At 61.8% G+C, this 22531-nt stretch carries 8 protein-coding genes; 3 read left to right on the top strand and 5 right to left on the bottom strand.

Translation table 11 applies throughout. From position 1 onward, the window contains the following. Positions 1-38: 38 nt before the first annotated feature. On the bottom strand, positions 39-1175 hold the full coding sequence (locus ONZ54_RS07245; RefSeq protein WP_271787810.1) for an HD-GYP domain-containing protein: 1137 nt from the start codon (positions 1173-1175) through the stop codon (positions 39-41). 293 nt (positions 1176-1468) lie between these two features. On the opposite strand from ONZ54_RS07245, the gene rimO reads away from it, so the two are divergent. Further along, positions 1469-2797 (top strand): 30S ribosomal protein S12 methylthiotransferase RimO, encoded by a 1329-nt coding sequence (gene rimO, locus ONZ54_RS07240; protein WP_005319357.1) that lies wholly within the window; start codon positions 1469-1471, stop codon positions 2795-2797. 161 nt (positions 2798-2958) lie between these two features. Here rimO and ONZ54_RS07235 read toward each other — a convergent pair whose 3' ends face one another. The 4 genes from ONZ54_RS07235 to rtxH all read right to left on the bottom strand — a co-directional run bounded on the left by ONZ54_RS07235 (position 2959) and on the right by rtxH (position 18704). Next, on the bottom strand, positions 2959-3426 hold the full coding sequence (locus ONZ54_RS07235; protein WP_271787809.1) for a GNAT family N-acetyltransferase: 468 nt from the start codon (positions 3424-3426) through the stop codon (positions 2959-2961). A 380-nt stretch (positions 3427-3806) separates the two neighbouring features. Continuing rightward, entirely contained in the window at positions 3807-17876 is a 14070-nt protein-coding gene (gene rtxA / locus ONZ54_RS07230; protein ID WP_271787808.1) for an MARTX multifunctional-autoprocessing repeats-in-toxin holotoxin RtxA, read from the bottom strand. Between the two features lie 17 nt (positions 17877-17893). Further along, positions 17894-18289: a protein-lysine palmitoyltransferase gene (locus ONZ54_RS07225; protein WP_269768382.1), complete on the bottom strand. Its 396-nt coding sequence runs from the start codon at positions 18287-18289 to the stop codon at positions 17894-17896. An 85-nt stretch (positions 18290-18374) separates the two neighbouring features. Continuing rightward, entirely contained in the window at positions 18375-18704 is a 330-nt protein-coding gene (rtxH, locus tag ONZ54_RS07220; protein ID WP_465248791.1) for a protein RtxH, read from the bottom strand. 378 nt (positions 18705-19082) lie between these two features. On the opposite strand from rtxH, the gene ONZ54_RS07215 reads away from it, so the two are divergent. Then, positions 19083-21170: a peptidase domain-containing ABC transporter gene (locus ONZ54_RS07215; protein ID WP_271787806.1), complete on the top strand. Its 2088-nt coding sequence runs from the start codon at positions 19083-19085 to the stop codon at positions 21168-21170. Beyond that, a complete protein-coding gene (locus ONZ54_RS07210) occupies positions 21167-22531 on the top strand; it encodes an HlyD family type I secretion periplasmic adaptor subunit (protein ID WP_271787805.1) in 1365 nt (454 codons plus the stop codon). Before ONZ54_RS07215 ends, ONZ54_RS07210 begins: the two co-directional genes overlap by 4 nt.

Here is a 22531-nt window from a genome sequence, read left to right as displayed (position 1 = left end):
AAGGTGAGAACCGGCAATACTGGGGAAAATTGCTGACATCAGTGGCTTGAACCGCGGCCAGGTCTCGAAAGATCGCTGCCGACCGGGCTGGTGGCGGGCTCCTGATACTGCTGATGTATGGTGCGAAACGCCTCCTTGTTGCGAAGCGCGGCTTCCACGCAGACGGGGTCAAACTGGCTGCTGGCATGCTCCTCCAGATAGGCAAACGCCCTGTCAAACGGCCAGGCCTGCTTGTAGGGGCGCTCGCTGGTGAGAGCATCGAACACATCTGCCACCGCAACGATACGCGCCGCCAGCGGAATAGCCTCCCCCGCCAGCCCCTCCGGGTAACCGGTGCCGTCAAAACGCTCATGATGGCAGGCGATGATATGGGTCAGCATGTCGGTATGGTGAATGCCGTCGAGGCCAAATTCACTGATCATCAGGGCAATCATCTCCCGCCCCTTGCCGGGGTGGATCTTCATGATCTCGAACTCTTCCGGCGTCAGCTTGCCCGGTTTGAGCAAGATGGCGTCAGGCACCGCAATCTTGCCGATGTCGTGCAGCTCGGAGAAGAGGTAGATAAACTCCACCTCCTCGTCGCTCAGCGAATGGCGCGTCGCCACAGAGCGGGCGATCAGCCGGGAGTAGGCCGACATCCGGTGCAGATGGTTGGCGGTTTCCTCATCCCGATAACGGCTGAACTCCCGCGCCGTGGTGAGGGCGCCGCCAAGGGTCTGAATGGAGAAAAATTCCACCGCTATGATGGCCGACAGCACCTGGGCATAGGCTGACAACTCGCTGCGAATAGGCTCCCTGAAGTAACCCGGCTCCATCGCATCGCAAAACAGAAAGCCGAACAGCTTGCTGTTGAACAGCAGCGGCTCCGTATAGCTGGAGGCATACCCCGCTTCCAGCAGCTTGCGGCTGTGCTCCGAGCTCGAACCCAGCAGGGAGTCCAGACTGTCGAGCACCCTGGGCTGTTTATGTTCCGCCAGATAGCGCAGGGAGGGCACCTCGCTCAGTTTGACCTCGTACTGCACCAGAGGAGAGCTCCCCTCAGTGCTGTGGGCAAAGGTCTTGAGCCTGTCCGTATGCGGGTCATAGATAGCGATGGCCACCCGGCTCAACTTGTCAAAGCGCTGCCTGAGCGTGGCATGCACATGCTGCATTCTCTCGCCAAATGAGCTTTCCATCCCGTCCTCCCTGCTGGTGTGCCTGTTGGGAGTATAGTGACGCCCATCAGCAGCCCCCCATCTCGTTAACTGAAAACTCAACAAGATGTGAGCGGGTCGACGATTCGACTGGCCCCGTCGAGACGCACCCAAAAGGGGTAGCCTGGCTGGCGCAGTACTTGGGTGCTGTGTAGGGGAATCTGCCTCCGCCAGAGATATTGTTCCGTTCTACCGTACTGGCTGTATAGTTTTTGGTTAGCCATTCCGGTAAAATCCGCGCCCTTATAAGAGAGCCACCTAAGAGTGATTGAGCGATGTCCAACACAAAACAGGCCCCCAAAGTAGGATTCGTCTCCTTGGGTTGCCCCAAAAATCTGGTCGATTCCGAGCGCATCCTGACCCAGCTGCGTACCGAAGGGTACGATGTGGTGCCCAGCTATGATGATGCGGAGCTGGTGGTGGTCAACACCTGCGGCTTCATCGACAGCGCGGTACAGGAATCCCTGGAAGCGATCGGTGAGGCCCTGGCTGAAAACGGCAAGGTGATCGTCACCGGCTGCCTCGGCGCCAAAGAGAACCAGATCCGCGAGATCCACCCCAAGGTGCTCGAGATCACCGGTCCCCACGCCTATGAAGAGGTGCTGGGCCATGTCCACAAATACGTGGCAAAACCGACCCACAACCCCTTCACCAGCTTGGTGCCGGCCCACGGCGTCAAGCTGACTCCGCGCCACTACGCCTATCTGAAGATTTCCGAAGGCTGCAACCACCGCTGCACTTTCTGCATCATCCCCTCCATGCGCGGGGATCTGGTGAGCCGCCCCATCGGCGAAGTGCTGGCCGAAGCCAAGCGCCTGAAAGAGGCCGGTGTGAAGGAAATCCTGGTGATCTCCCAGGACACCTCCGCCTATGGCGTCGACGTCAAGCACCGCACCGGTTTCTACGATGGCATGCCGGTCAAGACCAGCATGGTGGCCCTGTGCGAAGAGCTGGCCAAGCTCGACATCTGGGTACGCCTGCACTACGTCTACCCCTACCCCCACGTGGATGACGTCATACCGCTGATGCGCGACGGCAAGGTACTGCCCTACCTGGACATACCGTTGCAACACGCCAGCCCGCGCATCCTCAAGCTGATGAAGCGCCCGGGTACCGTCGAGCGCACCCTGGAGCGGATCCAGAAGTGGCGCGAGATCTGCCCCGAGATCACCCTGCGTTCCACCTTCATCGTCGGCTTCCCTGGCGAGACCGAAGAAGAGTTCCAGATGCTGCTGGACTTCATCGACAAGGCGGAGCTGGACAGGGTCGGCTGCTTCAAATACAGCCCGGTCGAAGGCGCCAAGGCCAACGAGCTGCCGGATCCTGTGCCGGAAGACGTTCAGGAAGAGCGCTTCCAGCGCTTCATGGAGCTGCAGCAGCAGGTCTCCATCCGCAAGCTGGCTCGCAAGGTCGGCAAAGAGATGACAGTGCTGATCGACGAGGTGGACGAAGAGGGTGCCACCGGCCGCTCCTTCGCCGATGCCCCCGAGATCGACGGCTTGGTCTACCTGAACGGTGAAACCGATCTGAAGCCCGGCGATCTGGTCAAGGTCCGCATCGATGAAGCGGACGAATACGACCTGTGGGCCAGCCTGATAGGCTAAGTCCGCAGTCCATGATGGCGCCTGCCCGGCAGGCGCCAATAAAAAAGCCAGTCAGTGGCCCTGACTGGCTTTTTTATTGATCGCACTAAATGGTTATGCGCGCCGAAGCAGGCCGCAAGCTGCTGTGCCAGACGTCACCAGATCAGCGCTTCTGACGAGGATTAGAGGCCGGTATCCGCCACCATAACCAGGACATGAACGCCTTTATCATTGACCTCCTCAACGGCCTTGAAACCATGACGGCAATAAACGCCACCGCTCAGGTTCTCGGTTTGCAAGTACAGCTTGCTGATCCCCGCCCTGCGAGCACGGCTGAGGATCTCTGTTACCAGCAAGGAGGCGACACCCTGCCCGCGCGCTTTTTCAACGACATATACCCCACCCAACCAATATTCGTACTCGGGAAACATCGCCATTTCACGGATCTTGAGCTCGGCAGCCCCCACCCATTCACCGGCCAGGCGGGCCAGTACCATCAGCGGAGCCCGGTCAACCTGGGTGGCCGCCGTGACCTTGGCCAGCACCTGCTCTTGAGTAAAGCGACCACTGTCGCGGCACCATTCGTCAAAATACCATGAGGCAACCACGCCTGCGGCAGATGGCGCATCCGCCAGTAACAACAACTCCATAAAGCCTCTTTTGCGTATAACCCATGACCTGCAGGGAGGAATGAACACGGCGAGGCCAAGCCCCGGGTAGCGCCGACAGGCGGCGCCCTGGCCGCTGGCAGCGCGTCCCCATGGACCCGCTTGCCCCAGACCAGGTTATCGAATGGATATCATAACCAGCCTGAGAGTGGAAGGCGCCTATGGCTGGAAAGGCAGGCGCAGCCCCATCCATTGGCAGAGCCTGTGATGGGCGGCGAGCAGGCTGTACTAAGGAGCCGGTAGCCAAGGCGCGCTTTCCCGCCGTCACGCACCGGCAAGGAAGCTCACGCCCACCGTTTTCCCATAAAAAAACCTGCTCCGAAGAGCAGGTTTTGCATGTCATTGGGTTGGTTTCAGGTCGATCAGGCGACGTGCGCCCGACCCTGTATCACATCCCCCCAGGCAGACTGCACCAGGCTGTTGGCCTGACTGTCGAGGCGATTGATCAGTCCCATGTCGCCCGCTTCGGGGGCGAAGCTGCTCATGGCCTGGATCAGGCTGTCGACCGCATGGTGAGAGAGCGCCGTGTAGGCGCGCTCGCCCTCTGCCTGCTGCTCGCCAAGACCTATGACCAGCTGGGCCCGGTTGTCGGCAAAGTAGTTGCTGAAGGTGGCGCTGCCCAGTTGCTCGAACTTGCCCTGCTCGCTCGCCCCGTCGGTGTGACGGTTGACCAGCAGTTGCAAATCGTAGCCGCTGCGCTTGAACCAGAGATCCCGCCAGCTGACGTCGTTGAAGACGATGAAGTCCTCCTTGCCGATGTCCTGCACCAGGTTCTCTATCACCTCGCCACTGAACACGAAGCTGTCGACGCCGGTGCCGCCACTGAAGCGGTTCTGATAACCCCCCAGCACCAGCAGATCATCGCCGTCCCCGCCATCAAGCTGGCTGAACTTGGCGACCCGGTCGGCGATCAGCCGATCCCGGCCGTCACCGCCCCGGATGCTGGCGTGATAACCCATCAGCTTGACCTGATTGTTGCCATGCTCCGCCAGCAGGCGGTTGTGGTTGCCGAACACAATGGCAACGTCATCCCCCTCACCCAGCCGGATCTGGTTGTGATGGCCTATGGTCACCGCAAAGTCCTGATCCGCGCCGGCATCGATCTGGTTGTAGTTGCCGGAGGTGACCAGATAATCCTGGCCAGCGCCCCCTTCCACTATCCCCTCTTCACCGAAGATGAAGGCCTGATCGTTGCCCTCGCCCATGAAGGCGCGGTTGACACGGCCGGCCAGCACGGCGACATCGTCACCCTGCCCGCCAAACATCATGTTCTCCCGTCCCATCATGATGCCAGTGTCCTGACCGGCACCGCCGGTGAAGATGTTGGAGGTACCGGTGGCATAGAAGACATCGTTCCCGCGCCCACCCCAGAAGTTGTTGTTGTCGCCGAGGTAAGCCCCCAGATCCTTGCCGTCGCCCCCCCAGTTGAAGTTGTAGTTGCCAAGGGAGACGTGCATGTCGCCATCCCCCTGCAGGTGACCACTGTTGCGCAGGAAGTCGAAGGTCTGCTCCTTCATGTTTAGCAGATCGGCCGTCAGGTTCTGCTTGAGGTTGCTGGCCAGCGCCTTGAGCTCCGCCTGCTTGTCGCCGTTGAACAGGGCCGCAAACAGGTTGGGCAGGCTCAGGGCATTGAAACCGAACGTCTTCTCCTGTGCGGTGGCTGGCTGGGCAGCGGCCTTGGCTGGGCCTTCCCCCTGCTGCACCGACACCTCACCGGGTTTGGCCTCTTCGGGGGCCGCCTCCTGCAAGCCGTGGGTGCGGGCAAAATCGCCGAGGGCATCTGTGCCCAGATCCAGCCCGGCCTTGAGGCTGTCGAGCCACTTGGCAGGATCGGTCAGGCTCTTGAGCTGATCGCCACCAAATTCGGCGATGACCCCCAGCATCTCCTGCAACAGCGCAGGCGCATCGATGGCCGCGCCATCGCGCGCCACCAGCTGGCCCCGGGCGTTGTAATCCACCCCGAAGATATCTGCCAGCGTGGTGTCGGCACCGACCCCGGCCAGTCGTCCCAGCAGCCGGTTTTGCAGCTGGCGCGGCAGATCAGCCGGAGTGAAGGTAAAGGTGGTCTTGGCCTGCCCGGTCGACGTGAACTCCTGGGTCAGGATGCCGAACAGGGAACCCAGGTTGGTGTCCAGCATCGCCTGGATGTTGTCACCAAACACAAAGTTCCAGTTGCCAGTGGTGACCTGGATGTCGGCCCCCTGCCCGGCAACCGCGAAGTTGAACGCCAGCTTCTCGTTGGCCTGGCGCAGCTTGTCCGCCCGGCTCAGAGGCCCCTTTTCACCCTGGCCGCCGCCCAAGACGTGCTGGTTGAACGCCTTGTTGAGGGTCGCTTCCAGATCGCTCTTGAGGCCGCGACTGCTGCGCTCATGGTCGCTGTCCAGAGCCGTGAGCGAGCCGTACTTGACGCTGCTGGTCTGATCCAGACCGGCCATGTCCGCCACGAACTTGTCGGCCCCGGCCAGGGTCCACTGCTCCCACTGGCTGGCAAACCAGTTCGGCTGCGAACCGTCTCCGGCAATCTGCTGCAGGGCACCGGCGATGCGGGCCGCCCCGCCAAAGGGGTTGACCATGGGCGGCGTGGGGATGGATTTCTCCAGCATCACGATGAGATCGTTGCTGCGCCCCTGGTTGAAGCTGACGTTGCGTTGGCCCACGAACAGCTGTGCTCCCTCCAACGCCCGGTAACCGGCGATGTCCAGGCTGTGTTTGCTGTCGCCATCCCCGATGTGCACCATGACGTTGTTGTCGCCGAAGGCCAGCGACTTCATGCCCCCCGTACCCACTTTGACACCCAGGTTGCTGGTACCCCAGTTGATGGCGGTAAATTCGCCATCCCCCACGTTGACCTGAATGTTGCCGGAGTAGCTGACGGCATTGTCGGCCTCTCCGGCGGCAGGCTCGGACTGGCGCTGTTTTTCGGGGGCAACGAAGGTCTCGTCGTTGTCGGCGATGGCGCCACGGGCGTGACTCTCGCCGTCACCCCGGCCCACCTTGGCCAGATCGATATCCCCTTCGGCCACACCGCCGCGCACCAGCTCGGTGTGCGCCACAGGCTCGCCGGCTTCGTTGAGGGTCAGCACCACCTTGTTGCCGGCCACCTTGCGGGCCCAGACATCCTCTTCACCACGGGTGTGCTTGCGACCAGCCAGATCGACCGCCACCTCGCTGCTGCGGGCCGATACCTGGGCACTGATCCCCTCGTTTTTCAATGCCTTGATGAAGCGGCTCGCAAACCCTGTCTGCTGGTCGTCGCTCACCAGGGAGCAACCCACCAGGCTGACGTAGCTCGGCTTGCTCGCCACACCCGCCTCTTGCAGGCGCTCGCCGAACCGGCGCAGACGCCCGGCCAGCTCATCGGCACTGTAGCCACTGAGTCGGCTGTTGTTCTGCTCGTCACCGTCACGACCGTGACCCACCACCTGCCAGCGAATATTGCCAGCCAGCTGAGCAGGATCGCCATACACCACCCGATAGTTGCCATCCGCATCCAGCTGCACCACCAGGCTGCGGTCGGGGTGCTTGCCCGCCAGACTGGCCGCCGCTTTGGCGGCAACCGGATCATCTTCGGTCTGGATGATGATCTGGCCATCGAAGCGGGTCTCCCCCCCCTGGCGGCCCGGTGTCACCTCAGGCTGCTGCCACTGGGTAACCTGCTGGTTGCGTACCGGTTGATCCGCACCGTCCAGGCCCGCCACTGGCGTCCATTTCCTGGCGACATCGCCGTACTCGACCCGCTGGCTGGCGTCATCCTCCTGCAGGCGGAAGCGGTTGTCCGCATCCACCTTCAGGGCGGGCAGCCCCAGACGGTGGGTAATGCCCGGCACAAAGCCTTCGATCCCCTTGTGGGAGGCCAGGTGCGCGCTGCCGTAGATGGCGACGAACTTCTCGCCAGCCGGCAACTTGCCCAGCACGTCGACGGCGACGTTGTTGGCCGCCCCGGCGCGATACATGAGGCCGTGCTCAGTCCCGGCAATCGCGGGTCTTGCCGTGCTGCCGTCGTCCAGCGCCACAATCCGCAGCCCTTTCTCACGCGCTCGCTCGAACAGGGAGGGATCCAGATGCTTGGTTTTCAGCATGGTTGCCAGCTCGGGAGACATGTCTCCCCCCGCCAGATAGCGGTCGATCAGCGGCTGCGCCAGCTCGCCGCGCAGGTGCTCCAGACCGATGACGGTCACCCCCTGCGCCTTGAGGACATCCATCTGCTCGTTGACGAAGCGCAGACCATTCACATCGCTGCCATGGGTTTCCCCGATCAGCAGGCCGTTGCGGTTCTCCAGCAGGCGTGACAGCTGTCCCGTCAGCGTGCTCTCCTGCGCCACCTGATCGTTCAGATCCCGCAGGGCGTTCCCGGCATAGCGGGCATCCCAGGCCGCCACGTCTGTCTGCTTGCTGCTGTGATAGATGTTCTCAACCTGCTCGATGCGGCGGGACTCCAGCTCGCCGAGATAGCGGCGGTCGGCAAACTTGTCCAGCATGATCATCTCGGCAGAGAGCTCGGAGCCGGGCGCCGCCTGCTTGGCTGCCTCCTTGATGAAGTAGACAGTCATCTGGGCAGACTGATCCCCCGTCATGTCCTGCAACTCCTGATAGGAGTAGCCCAGGTGCAGCACCTTGCCGGTCTCGTCCAGCACGGCCTTGCTCAGCAACCCCTTCGACTGGGCATCTGCCAGCCACGTCTTCAGCTCGCCATACTGCTCGCCAAGCGCGACATGGAAGCTGGCATCAAACGGCAGATCCGCAGGCGCCTGCCCCTGGTATCCCCCCTTGGCCGCCAGATAGGGATCTTGTGCCACCCAGCGCAGCAACATCTGGGTGAGACCCGGATGCTTGCCATTCACCTCCTCGGCAGCCTTGCCGATGACGAGGGCAGCCAGATCGGGGCGACGCTTGGCCAGTGTCGCGACATCGGTTTGCAGCGACGCCAGCTCACCGCGATAGAGCCCGCCGTTGAGCTGGCTCTGCAGCTTGCTCAGCGCCGGGTTTCTGCCGGAGCCTTCGTGCCTGGTCTGGTAGTCGTCGATCAGCTTGTTCAGCCGCAATGCGGCCTCCACCTGCGCCTGCCCGGTGGCGCCGTGCAGCACGGCGAGCTGATCCAGGATCCCCTGATAAGACTCGCCAATGGGCTTGGCAAATACCTGGGCGGCTTTTTTCAGCTCATCCGGGCTGTAGGCATCGGCAAACAGGTTGGTTGCCCGCTCCTGCGTCACCACTTTGCCCGGCAGCCCCGTCATCGGGCTCTCATCAAACACCGGCAACTGCAGGATCTCCTGCAGCGTGACCTTGTTGGCAAGATCCTTGGACGGCTTGAAGCGGGCAAGCGCGTCCCCGTTCATCTCGGTCACCCGGAAGAACAGCGGCTTGCCATCCGCTCCCGACGTCAGGTGGTAGCCGTTCGCCATGTCGAGCCCCTCCTTGCCAAAGAAGCGGGTCATGTAACGACTGAATTTCTCGGCGGAGGAGAACTCGACTATGCCCACATTGGGATCGTAGAAACCGTAGACTCGGCCCGACTCCCCCTGCTTGGACCAGGCCGCCATGGCGTGGCCCGGCGCGTCCAGCTCCAGCAGCACGGGGGCGGCATTCCCCTTGGCGGTCAGCTTGCCGAGCACGCTATCGAGCGAGATGGCGCTCTTGCCTTCCCACTTCTCCTTGACGATGTCGTACTTGATGCTGCGCAGGCTGTCGTAGTTGTAGGACGCCGGCGTGTTGTTGTGGATCTCGGCCAGACTGCCCACCAGCTTGCGGGCGTTGTCCAGCTCGGCGGCCGAGTAGCGATCAGGATTGTTGATGACGGCGGCCGCAGAGTAGAGCTTCTCCATCATGCGCCGCGCCAGATCCGGCTGCCCCTCGCTCTCCAGCTGCTTGGCGACCAGCACCAGTTTGGAGAGGGGATCGCAGCGGCCACCGAAGCCGTCATCCGCCAGGTTCAGCAACAGCAACTGGGGAGCCAGGTGCTCCCTTGCCAGCGGATCTGCCCCCCCTTGCGAGGCCACGTCACGGAACAGGCGGTTGAACTGTTCAACCTTTGGCTTGATGGTGCTCTTGAGCGCCCGGTTCTCGATCTCCCAGGCGAGCGCCCCCTGCTGCTGTGGCGTCAGGGTCGGCTGGACGAACAGGTCGACAAGCTGGGTCATGCTCATGTCGGGCTGGAAGCCGTCAACCACCTTGCCGGCCAGCCCCTGCTGGTAACCCGCGAGGAACGCCTTGGTGGTACGTATGTCCTTGGCCACGCCGTTGCTGCCCACCTGCGGGGCGAGCGCCTCCTGGTAGCGCTTGAGATCGCGCTTGATGCCCTCGATGCCCTTGAGCGGCGCCTCGGCACCCGCCTCTGACTGACTGCGGTTGAACAGATCGCCGACTATCTGCTCGGCATATTGGCCCATCAAGCGGTTGCTGGCCAGATGGCCATAGAAGGTCTGCTCACCGCTAACCTGATACCCGGCCACGGCCAGCTTGGCCCGCAGCTTTTCACCCTCGCTGCCGAGCCCTTCGTTGTCGGTCAGCAGCATAATTGGCGTGCTCTTGGGCAGGCCGTCGAGGTTTTTCTCTACCGAGAAACGGCCGTTGACCGCCTTGGCGATCGCCCCGACCAGACCGCCCGGATTGGGCAGCTCATGGGCAGTGATCGCCTTGCTCATGCTGGGCATGGGGCGATCGAGCAAAAGGGCGCCCACCGGCTTGCCTTGCTCGGCGGCATAACGGGCCAGATCGGCGGCGATGGGGCCGCCCATGGAGTAGCCGTGGATCAGGATCTTGTCCGGTGCCACCCCGCGCTCTTCCACCAGATAGCGGAACATGGTGCGGGCATCCTGATAGACCCCCTGTTCGCTTGGGCGACCATCGCTGGCACCGTAGCCACGCAGGTTGACCGCCAGCATGTCGATGCCCTGCTTCTGGTAATGACTGCGAACGGCATCGGCCTGCTCCTCGGCAGAAGAGCCTGAGCCATGCAGGAACAGCACCACCTCGGGCTTGCCATCCTCCTGCGTCCCTTGCCGTTCGGTCCCCTTGTGCAGGTAACCGGACAGGCGACCGGCGTCCCCTTGCAGGGTCACTTGTGCAGCCTCCCCTTTGCTCACCGCATGGTCGAGCAGCTGCCGGGTGATGTCACCCACCTGGCGGCGCTCATCACGGGTGCCATACAGGTTGTCGTTGAGGAAACGGGTCAGAGGGTTGAGCGACTGCCTGTCTACCGGTGCTGCATCGATATCCAACACGCGAGAAGCATCGCCTCCCGATTTCTTGTCACCCAGGGCTTGCAGACCTGCCGCGTCATCCTGGAGATGCTCAGCAGTGAGCTGGCTCCACGCCTCGGCATGGTTGGCCATCACCCATTCGGCCTTGTGGTTGGCCGATGCGACCTTCTTGGCATTCTTGACGGAGGGGAGCCCTTGGCTCTCCCGATACGCCTGATACCAGACGTCAAAATCTGCGCTCTGCTCGACCAGGTTGTTGACTGCCGCCACTATGGTGCGCCGGCTGACCGGGTCGAACTGATCGAGGGTTTTCACCTCCACCCTGGCGGTTGATTCTGACTTGGGCACAAACTGGCTCAGCTCGTTGGGTACCTGACGAAACTCGAACAGGATCGCCGGTTCGGGATGTTTGCTGTCACCCGTAGTGGCATTGTTGATGCCGTGACCCGCGACTTCGCCGCCGACCTTGAAGTAGTCATAAATGTTCTGTGCCAAACCCGGCGAGTAGGCCGATTTCAGGGTCGCCAGGATCTGATCCGACACGACCTTTTTGTCATGACTGCTGAGCAATGCCAGCATGGCAACGGGCTTGGTTCTTGGCAGAATTTCCCAGGCATTCTTGACCTTGGGATCTGTCAGCCCCTGCGCATTGGGGGCGATCCCTTCCGAGACAGGATCCCAGTCATTGATATGGAGACCATATTCCCGTGCCAGGTCGGCCGTCTTGTCATAAACGGAGGTGAGATAGGCAAAGACATTTTGCGCGGTGGCCGCATCCTCCAACGACACATTGGCCGTGTTTGACAGGAAGAGCTCCTTCAACTCGGCGTGATACCAGGGGGCCGACTCCAGCAGACGGATCTCCTGGGACGAACCGGTACCGAACGCCTTCGCACTCACAGCCATGGTCGCCTGTTGACCGCTCGGCGTCATGCCGATGGTCTGCCCCTGACCATCACGAGAGGCGCCATTGCCAGCGGCGATGACGTGGTTGGCATTGGAGATGACCAGCGTGAAACGACCATCCTCGCTGACCAGATCCGGCAGCTTGGTGTGGTTGGTCTGGCTGATGTGCTGGGTAAACTCTCTGGCGAGCCAGAGCATGGCCTCTTTGCGCGCTTCAACCGCCTGGCTGTCCTGTATCTCGCTCGGATAGGTCACCAGCTCTATGGTGTGGGTCTGCCACTGACTGATCCCTTTGACATCGGTGATCCCGGCCGGATTGGTATACCCACCCTGATTCATGTCTTTGGTCAACATGAACAGCGGCTTGCCAGCCGCATCGTGCACATAACCGAACTTCTGGGCCGAGTTCTTTGGCAAGGCAACCACCAGCCCCGTCAGCTCATTTTCGATGCCAATGGAGGCGGTATCGAAGTGACTGTTGAAGTCGGGCACGGACTTGCTGCCAGTGCGAGGGCCGTTCAAACCGGTCAAATCAACAGCAGTGGTGGTAAACACCTCATGTCGTTGCACCGGCTTGGCCGCAGCGCTTGCTGCTGGCTCTTCACCCTTCACCTCCGTCGGGGTCGGGGAAATGGGTCGATCAACAGGTTGACGCATGCCGGCATTGATCTGCAGGCGGTTGACCGCAGCTAGGGCGCCATCGAGGGCGGACTGCTCCTGTTCGCTCAAGCCATTGGCGGCATCGATGGCCGATGGCTGGGCGCTGGCCGACGCGTCGGTCGACAGACCGCTGGCATTGGGCACATCAAGCTCACCGGCCTGCGGCAACCGCGGTGCCGCCATCGGGCTCTGGCCGTTATTCACTCCCTGATGGCTCGGCTTGTCGCCGCTTTGTTTCAGGCTTGCAGCATTCTGCCTGGCCTGTGTTGCCTGCTGGCTGGCCTGGCTGCTGGCCTGCTCGCCTGCGGCCTGGGCCTGGCTCGCGCTCGACTCGCCCTCTTGCTGCCGCTGCCGGGCATCGGCCTCACGGGTCAGGGCATCGAGACGACGCTGTTCGGCCTGCTCGGTCCGGCTCTGCCCCTGCGCCAGGGCCTCGCCCTGCAACTGTTCGCTGCGCTGCTGGCCAGATTTGGACTGGGCAAGGGCGGCCTCGACCTGCTGGTTCTGCTGCTCGCGGCGGGTTTTGGCATCCGCAATCGCCTCGCCTGCCGTGCTGCTGGCCTCTTCCAGATCTTCCTGTGCATCGGTCAACAAGCGGTCGGCAAAACCATTGCGCCAGTGCTGGCCGGACGGGATAGTGGCCGCTTCGGGCTGCTTGAGCTGTTCAAACTGGCGGGCCAGGGTGTCGAGCTGGGCCGTCATGTCGCGCGCTTCCGCCTCGATGACGCCGCGCTGATCCTGACCATTCTCGGCCAGCTTGCCCTCGTCGGTAGCTTCCAGCTGGGCCTGAGTGCCCGAGATGGCGGCGAGCTGCTGCGCCTTCTCCTGCTCCAGCCGCTGTTTGTCGGCATCGGCACTGGCCCGATCGGCTTGGGCCTGAGCGGCGTTGCCGTCTTCCGCCAGCTGGGTACTCACCTGACCTATCTCGGCCTTGCCAGCCGCAGTGGCGACCACGTTGTCGATGAGGTAGCCAAGGCCGTTGTTCTCCCCCGTGCCCCGGAACGCCAGACTATTGCGGCCCTCTCTGGCAGTCAGGGTCAACTGTTTGGTCTGCCAGCTGTCGGCGTCGCCCTCGCTGGCAAAGACACGCTTGCCGTTCCACAGTACCTCGATGCCATGCTGCAGCGAGATGTTGGCCCGACGGGCAAAATCGAAGTTCAAAGTGACAGTCTCACCCGCCTTGAGGCCGGCAAGATCCTGGGAAATTTGGGTATTTCTGTCGGTAGAGAGTTCGCTGACGCGAGCGCCGTGCCCCTCGGTGGCCAGCCCGTAGGCGCTGGCGGAATGATCTGCTTCGATCCCGTCACCGGCATGCTGCCAGCCGTGGGCGCCCTGTTCGAAATCGCCGTTGACGATGAGGTTTTCGCCCCCTCTGGCCAGGCCTTGCTCATCGAGCTGCAACGCCTTGTCCATGGCTTGCTCATCCTGTTCACCGGTCTGGCTCACCTGACCGGTCAGGCCGCTCGCCAGCGAGGATTTCACCTCGCCAATCTCGTCCAGACCAAAGCCACTCAGGGCCTGTACTTCCCCCAAACTGGCCGCTTGTGGCGCCTTGACCGGGCCCTCTTCATCGCCCTGTACCAGGTAGTTGATCGCCTGGTTGCCTGCCGCACCGAACAGGGTCTGCTTGATGTTGTCAAACAGGGTGCCGAGCTTGTTGCTGCTGGTGTTGCTGCTGGCGATGGCCAGGCTGTAGAAGTCGCCGTTGCCTATCTTGATGGCCACGTTGTGGCGGGCATAGGCCGCCGTGACGTCGAGCCCGTCGCCGATCTGGACATTGGCATTGCCCTTGCCCTTCATGACGGCGACGTTGAGCCCATCCCCCACCTTGGTGTTGAGGTTGTAATCACCCCAGGCCAGGTTGATGGAGGTGCCATCGCCGACCTTGATGTTGTTGTTGAACTTGCCGTAGGCGGCGGTAACGCTCAGGCCATCCCCCACTGTGGTGGTCTGGTTGACCTCCCCCTTGGCGAGGGTGACCTGGATGCCGTCTCCCACCCGGGTGACGACGTTGGCCTTGCCGAGCAGGGCCTGGTAGCTCTCGCCATCTCCCACCTGGGTGACTATGTTCGCATCCCCCTTGGCCAACACGACCTGACGGCCATCCCCCACCTTGGTGATGATGTTGGCGCGACCCCAGGCACCTGTGTAACTGTCACCGTCACCGACCTGGGTGACCAGGTTGGCCTCCCCTTGCAGCACCGCCAGCTCGTGGCCATCGCCGACCTTGGTCAGCACGTTGGCGCGGCCCTTGGCGAAGCTGTAGCGGTCACCGTCACCGACCTGGGTCAGCAGGTTGACATCCCCCCAGGCCCCTTGCACCACCAGGCCGTCGCCCACCTTGGTGATCAGGTTGGCGCGGCCCTTGGCCAGGCCTATGGTGCTGCCGCCACCGACATGGGTCATGACGTTGCCCACCTCGGAGATAAGCAGGCCCACTGTGGTGCCGTCACCTATCTTGGTCAGCAGATTGCCCTTGCCCCACAGCACGGCGGCCGTGGTGCCATTGCCCACGTGGGTCAACACGTTGGCATCGGCTTTGGCAATGGCGCCGAGGAAGTCATCCCCGACCTTGGTGATGATGTTGGCTTTGCCCAACGCCAGTACCCCGGTCAGACCGCTGCCCACATGGGTCACTATGTTGGCCTTACCAAACAGAGCCGCAAGGGTGGTGCCATCGCCCACCTTGGTCATCACGTTCAGCTCGCCGGCGAACAGCCCCAGGCTGGTGCCGTTGCCGATGTGGCTGTAGATGTTGGCCTTGCCAATCATCAGCGCAGCTGTCAGGCCATCGCCCACCTTGGTCATCAGGTTCGCCTGCCCCAGCATGGCGGCGAAGGTCTCACCAAGGCCGACATGGGTGAAGACGTTGGCATTGCTCACCATGGCAGCCAGCGTCATGCCGTTGCCCACCTTGGTCGCCAGGTTGCCCTGGGCCAGCATAAGGGCGACGGTCAGACCGTCACCGACATGGGTGAAGACGTTGGCCTTGGCCACCATCAGTGCCAGGGCATTGCCATCCCCCACCTTGGTGAAGACGTTGGCCACCCCGCCCATCAGGGCCCAGGCGTCGCCCTGGCCTATCTGGGTAAACAGGTTGCCCGCACCTATCATGGCGGCAATGGCCGTGCCATCGCCCACCTTGGTGAACAGGTTGCCAACGGCCCCCATGACTCCCAGAGTGGTGCCATCGCCGACATGGGTCAGCACGTTGCCCGCCCCCAGCATCACGGCAGAGAGATCGCCGTCACCGACCCGGGTCAGCACGTTGGCCGCCCCCAGCAGCAGCGCCTGGGTATCACCCCGGCCAATCTGGGTCAGCACATTCACGCCGCCCCCCAGGATGGCCTGCACCTTGCCGTTGCCCTTCTTGGTGAGCACGTTGGCGCCCCCCAGCAGCACGGCGCGGGTATCGGCAGCCTCGTCCCCCTGGCTGATGTGGGTCAGCACGTTGGCGCCCCCCAGCAGTCCGGCGGTCAGCTGGCCGGCACCCAGCTTGGTCAGCACGTTGGCACCGCCGACCAGCATGGCATCGAGCTGCCCCTCACCGGCCTGGGTCAACACGTTTGCCCCACCGCCAGCCAGCCAGAGACCATTGCCATCGCCGATCTGGGTGTGAGTGTTGTAACCGCCCAGCATCACGACCTGGCTGTCGCCACGCCCCTGCTGCACCGAGATGTTGCCATAGGCCAGCAGGCGGGCCAGATACTCCCCGTCCCCGCTGCGTACCAGCACGTTGGCCGCGCCAACGGCATAGACATCCATCTTTCCCTGCGCGCCCTGATGTACCAGCACGTTGGCAAGACCGGCGCCACGGAACACCAGATCGCCGCGCTGACCGCGCTTGATCAGCACGTTGGCGGCCCCGGCGCCGTTGAAGTGGATGTTGCCCTCGGTCACGTCGGACTCGATGACGTTGCCGCCACCGGCGCCGTCGAAGAAGATGTCGCCCTTGCTCTTGCCGCCGCCTTGCTGGCGGGGGAGCAACGGCTGGGAGCCAAACTCCCGGGTGGCAGGCAGCCGATCCGACACAGCGGTCACGGTGTCGAGCTGGTAGTGCACCTCGCTCAGGGAGTAGCCCCCCGTGCCCATGGCGCTGAAACCCGTCTGCTCCGAGATGACCTGATCGGCCAGGCTGGCAATGTGGTTGCCCTCCTTGTACCAGGCCCTGGCCAGGTACTTGAGCGCACCGGTTTCCCTGTCGTTGGCCAGCTCCACCACCACTATCTTGGTATAGGGGCCAAGCTGCTTGGCAAACACATAGGTGTTGGCCTGCGCTCGGGATTTCACCGCGCTGACAGCAACCTTGGTGCCATCTTCATAGATGGCATGACCACTCATGTTGGCCGTGGAGAGGGTGACATCAGCGGCGGCCACACTCACGCCACCGCCGTAGTTGATCCAGCTGTTTTCGGTCAGATCCGCTTCCACCGCCTGCAGTGTGATGCGCTGACGCCGTTCAAACACCAGATCCGTCAGGCGATAAGCGCCGTCGGTCCGGGTCGAGGTAAATCCTTGCTGTTCATTCATCTGGCGGCTGGCCAGGCTGGCGAGGTGATCACCTTCCTTGTACCAGGAGGTGGAGAGATAACGCAGGGGACCCTGCTCGCCCTCGTTGGAGAGTTCGACCCGATTTATCTTGGTGTACATGCCATCGAAGAAGGCAAACAGGTAGGTATTGGGTTGCAGGGTCGACTTGATGGCCGTGACCGCCTGGGACTTTTGAATCCAGCTACCGCCCATGGTGGCCGTGGTCAGCACTATCTCGTCGGCACTGGCACCCGCAAAGGGCGAGCTGTCGCTGCCAGACCCCTTGCGGGAGAGGTGGTTGTATCCCCCGGCTCCCTTGAAGTGAATGTTGCCCTCGGCCACATCGGACAACAGGCGGTTGTAACCCCCGGCGCCGTTGAAACGGATGTCGCCACGGGTCTGCAGATAGGCATCATCCTCATGGCGCAGACGGGAGATCTCGTTCCAGCCGCCGGCGCCGTTGAAGGCGATATCCCCCTCGCGTCCCTTGCGAAACACCTTGTTGTAGGCGCCGGCCCCGTTCAGGGATATGTTGCCGGATTCCACCAGGGAGCTGATGATGTTGGCCGCGCCGGCACCATAGAAGCTGATGTTGCCGTGCGACCCCTGATACTGGCTGTGCCAGGTACGATCTATCTTGTTGGCCGCCCCGGCACCGCTGAAGGTCAGATCGCCCCTGTCAGTCTGGTGCCAGAGTTTGTTGTAACCCCCGGCCCCCTCGAAACTGACATTGCCACTGATCCCCTTGCGGGTCAGGAAGTTGGCAAGAGCCGCCCCCTGATAGCGGATGTCGCCCTCACGCCCCAGGTGATCGATATTGGTGCCGCCGCTGGCGCCGGCAAAGTGGATATTGCCTGACTCTGACTTGCTGATGTCCGCGTAGCCCGCCGCCCCCTTGACGGTCAGGTTGCCGGAGTCGTCGACCACCTTGAGGTAGGCGGCGCCGCCGTACACGCTGTCATTGCCCGTGCCGGTATAGACGGTGGCGCCAATGGAGCCAATCTTGATGGTGTCGTCACCGCCATAGGCACGGATGACGCCGCCGAAGCCAAAGGCATTGATGTCATTATTGCCATCATCTGCCGTGTAATTACCGGTAAAGAAGTACTCAATACTTCTCCATACACTCTTTCCCATGTATTAGCTCATTATGATTAAATGGAAAACCACTGCACTCTGCGCACACAATGGCCAAGTTCGGCATGAACATGACCACGCACGGTACAGACCCGCTGCCCTTTCCATGGCAGAAATATCCGGCGACGCAGATCGCTCACCACGGCGCGGGCATGTCCGTATGGCGCTATCATCTCCGGAATAAAAATATGGTCGCCGGATTGCCAATCCTCACGGATCAGCTCCCGCTCGGCGGCCAGTAAGGTGTCACGAATGGATAAAGAGACAAACGCCCAGTTGCAAAATGCAACCGGGCGCCCGTGTGAGTCTTCATAATAGCTGAACTGGTTCAATTCGAAGGCAGGCAATATTCGCTGCTGCCACTCGGCGACGGAATAACGCCGGTGCAGGGAGGAGTGCTGACTCAGCAGCATGACTCCCCCCAGCATATGTTGATTTTGTTGCCAGTTCGGTTCCGTTGATTGCAATACCAAGCTCATTGGATCCCCAACCGGAACATTATTTTTTCTTGCGCGGCGCGGCCTGTGCTGTGGCAGCCGGTGCGGTTTGCTGCTCGTCAGAAGGGGCTGCCGGGATCAGGCCTGCGGCGATCAACTTGTCAAACTCGGCGGCCATGCGCGGATCTTCAAGCATGTTTTTTATCATTGAAACCATATACATAAAGCCAGCGGCAGGCATGTGGACCGTCTGTTTCAGCGCCAACTCGTTGTCACTTTCTGCCATGACCCCTTGCGCCATCCTCAGCGGATCTTGTCCAACGAAATAGAGGGAGAAGATCCCCTTGTTATAGTTGACGCTGGATACTGTCTGTACAAACTGCTCTGTCATATAAATTCCATTATCAATAAATATAAAGAAAAACAAAAATGAAAAATAACACCCCAAGCAAGACAACATGGGCTTAACATTTCGCATTTCACTATATTTACCATATTTGAAATTATTATCATGTTCAATTAAACAATGACCTAAAAATAGAGTAAATACGTCAACAAGGATATCAACTCAATCTTCAAGGTTAATAAGTCCATATCCAAAGATTAGCCTGATACAGTACTCAACCCAGCACTTCTATTATGAGATTTGTCAGCCAATATAATATTTGACAGTAAAATAACGGCTCGCTAGTATGCGCGCCCTGCCTGCAACAGGCCACCTTGCCCCATATAAATAGGAGGGGTGTCACAGCGGCAAACGGATATTATTATGACGGCGAGTGAAGAGTCTGTTTTAGCGTGTATCAATATTATTATCGGGATGCTGGGTTGTCCCTCTCAAGATACAGCACCCACGCCAGACGACACCTTTGACAATATTGTCGATACGCTGCAGCAACAGACAGGAACCCGCATTCGTCAGCGTAATATCCCCCCTCGAAAACTCGATAAACTGACTCTGCCAGTGGTACTGCTGAGCCCCTCTGGCGAGGCGTTCGTGCTGGCCCAGCGCCAGGGTGAGCAGGCGCTGATCCTGGATCCGGCAGTGGGCAAGCCGCAAGTCATAGCACAAGACGAACTGCTGGCACGCTGGGATGGCCGCCTGCTCGAGGTCGGCAAACGGCAGAGTCGCTTCGACATCCGCTGGTTCATCCCCGCCTTCTTGCAGCAAAAACGCCTGCTCGGCGAGATACTGCTGTTCTCACTGGTGTTGCAGATCCTGGCGCTCATCTCCCCGCTCTTCTTTCAGGTGGTGATGGACAAGGTGCTGGTGCATCAGGCCTGGGCAACCCTGGATGTGCTGGTGTTCGGGCTGCTGATCACGGCTCTGGTGGAGGTCTGCCTGCGGGGGCTGCGGGAATACCAGTATGCCCACACCGCCAACCGGATCGATATCCAGCTCGGGCTGCGCATGGTGCAGCACCTGTTTGCCCTGCCCCTGCTCTATTTCAAGAGTCGCCAGGTGGGCGCCATTGTGACCCGGGTGCAGGAGCTCAACACCATCCGCGAATTTCTGACCGGCACCCTGTTCACCCTGACGGTGGACGTGCTGTTCATGTTTGTCTTCCTGGCCGTCATGGCCAGCCTCTCCGGCATGCTCACCCTGGTGATCCTGCTCTCCATTCCTGCCTATGTGCTGATCGCCTGGTGGATCACGCCGCGCATGCAACAGGCGGTCGAGCAGCAGTTCGGCCATGCGGCCACCAACACTGCTTTCTTGAACGAGACAGTCGCCGGGGCCGAGACCCTGAAAAGCCTGGCGCTGGAGCCGCGCTTCGTGCGGCGCTGGGATGAGCAGACACGCCAGATGGTGGAGGCCGGCTACCGGGTGCAGCAACTCAACAATGCCTCCCAGCACGGGGTCATGTGGCTGCAAAAACTGGTGACAGTCGTCGTGCTCTGGCTCGGTGCCAGCGAGGTGATCGCGCTGCAGCTGACCATAGGCCAGCTCATCGCCTTCAACATGATGGCCAGTCACGTGGCGCAGCCGCTATCGCGCCTGGTCGAGTTGTGGGGCCAGTTCATCCAGACCCGGATCGCGGTAGACAAACTCGGCGACATGCTCAACCTCCCCCCGGAACATCAGCGCGATGGGGATGGCCGCATCCACGCCGGCGCCATAGTGCTCGAGCGGGTGCATTTTCGCTATCAACCGGATGCCCCTCTCATCATCGACGATCTATCCCTCGCCCTGGCGCCCGGCGAGACGCTGGGGATTGTCGGAGGCTCCGGCTCGGGCAAGAGCACCCTGGCCCGTCTGCTGCTGCGGCTCTATCAGCCGGAGCAGGGGCAGATCCTCATCGATGGCCAGCCCATCCAGCAAATTCCCCTCCACCACCTGCGCCAGCAAATGGGGGTGGTATTGCAGGAAAACCACCTGTTCAACAAGTCGGTGCGCGACAACATAGCCCAGTCAGTGCCCCACGCCAGCCTGGACGACATCATACGGGCCGCCACTCTGGCCGGCGCCCATGAGTTCATTTTGCGACTGCCCCTTGGCTACGACACTGTGCTGGCGGAAGGGGGCAGTTCGCTCTCCGGCGGTCAGCGCCAACGGCTAGCCATCGCCCGCACCCTGCTGGCCGACCCCAGGATCCTCATCTTTGACGAGGCCACCAGCGCCCTGGATGACGAATCCCAGGCGCTGATCCAGCACAACATGCGCCACATCGCCAGCGGCCGCACCGTCATCACCATAGCCCACCGCCTCTCCACAGTGCGCCACTGCGACCGCATCATAGTCCTGCAGCGCGGCAAGATAGTGGAGCAGGGCGACCACGCCAGCCTGCTGGCACTGAGGCAGCACTACGCCCGCCTGTGGCAGCTGCAACAGGACTTGCACGAGGAGACCCCATGAATCTGCGCACCTGGCTGAACCGCTGGCGCCGACCCGGTCCAGCCCGGCAGCAGGAGACCCACTACGGCTTCCTGCCCGCCCATCTGGCGCTGGCCGAGACGCCGCCCTCTCCCTTTGCCCGTATCACGGCGCTCACCCTGAGCGCCGGTGTGCTGCTCACCCTGCTCTGGGCCTGCTGGGGCCAGCTCGACATCCAGGCCACCGCCAGCGGGCGCCTGCTGGTCTTTGGTCGCAGCCAGATGATCCAGTCCTACGAGCAGGCCAGGGTGATCGGCATTCACGTGGAAGATGGCCAGGCGGTCGCCGCCAACGCGCCGCTGCTGACCCTCAACACTTTGGGGGTCAGCCAGGATCTGAGCCGGTTGCGCGAGCAACAGGCATTCCAGTACCAGACCCTGATCCGTTATCAGGCGCTTTATGGCAACGAAACCGTCACCCAGCACCCCGACTACGCCAGGCTCACCCCGGCGCAGCAACAGGCGCTGGCGGAGAACCACCAGAGCGAGCTGCACGAATACCGGAGCACCCTCAACAACCTGCAGGCCGAGCTTGGGGTCAATCAGGCCAATCAGGCCGCCAGACGGGGGGACATGGCCTCCCTCACTATCCTGCTGGCCAACATCCGGCCCCGCCTGCAGGCGCGCCAGACCCTGAGCCAGTCCCAGGCCATCTCACGGGTGGAGTATCTGGAGCAGGAGAAAGAGCTGCTGGAAACCCAGCGCCAACTCGCCCAGCAGCGGGCCGAGCTCGAGGTGCTGCAATCCCAGCAGCAGAGCCTGCAGGAGCGGCTGGCCGGCTTCAAGGCGCAAAAACAGCGGGAGTGGGTCGAGAAACGCCAGCAGGCCCAGCTGCAGCTGACCGCCATCGAGCAGGAGCTCGCCAAGCTGAGCGAGCGGGAGCACCTGGAAGTCATTCGCGCCCCGGTGGCGGGCACAGTGCAGCAGCTGGCCATCCACACCCAGGGCGCCGTTGTGCAGCCGGCCCAGCAGTTGCTGGTCATAGTGCCCAACGAGGGAGTCCAGTACGCCGAGGTGAAGATCCTCAACAAGGACATAGGCTTCGTGCACGAAGGGCAGACGGTCAGCATCAAGGTAGATGCCTTTCCTTATACCCGTTACGGCACCATAGACGGCGAGCTGGTCAGCGTGTCGCGCGATGCCACCACGGATGAGCAACTGGGGCTGGTCTTTCCCGCCAGGGTCAAGCTGAGCCGGGGCGAGATGCAGATAGACAATCAGCCGGTGCGGCTCACCCCGGGCATGTCGGTGGTGGCCGAGGTCAAGACGGACAGGCGTCGGGTGATCGACTACCTGCTGAGCCCGATCCGTGAGTACCAGGCCGAGGCACTGCGGGAGCGATGA

It is taken from the genome of Aeromonas salmonicida (genome assembly GCF_028355655.1).
Taxonomy (GTDB): Bacteria; Pseudomonadota; Gammaproteobacteria; order Enterobacterales; family Aeromonadaceae; genus Aeromonas; species Aeromonas salmonicida.
The sequence above is the reverse complement of the archived record's forward strand: the minus strand, read 5'-3'. Positions and strand labels throughout refer to the sequence as shown.

Bases quoted from the DNA above. Each gene is read 5' to 3' on its own strand.
- ONZ54_RS07245 (WP_271787810.1), bottom strand. From the start codon at position 1,175: ATGGAAAGCTCATTTGGCGAGAGAATGCAGCATGTGCATGCCACGCTC.
- rimO (WP_005319357.1), top strand. From the start codon at position 1,469: ATGTCCAACACAAAACAGGCCCCCAAAGTAGGATTCGTCTCCTTGGGT.
- ONZ54_RS07235 (WP_271787809.1), bottom strand. From the start codon at position 3,426: ATGGAGTTGTTGTTACTGGCGGATGCGCCATCTGCCGCAGGCGTGGTT.
- rtxA (WP_271787808.1), bottom strand. From the start codon at position 17,876: ATGGGAAAGAGTGTATGGAGAAGTATTGAGTACTTCTTTACCGGTAAT.
- ONZ54_RS07225 (WP_269768382.1), bottom strand. From the start codon at position 18,289: ATGCTGCTGAGTCAGCACTCCTCCCTGCACCGGCGTTATTCCGTCGCC.
- rtxH (WP_465248791.1), bottom strand. From the start codon at position 18,704: ATGACAGAGCAGTTTGTACAGACAGTATCCAGCGTCAACTATAACAAG.
- ONZ54_RS07215 (WP_271787806.1), top strand. From the start codon at position 19,083: ATGACGGCGAGTGAAGAGTCTGTTTTAGCGTGTATCAATATTATTATC.
- ONZ54_RS07210 (WP_271787805.1), top strand. From the start codon at position 21,167: ATGAATCTGCGCACCTGGCTGAACCGCTGGCGCCGACCCGGTCCAGCC.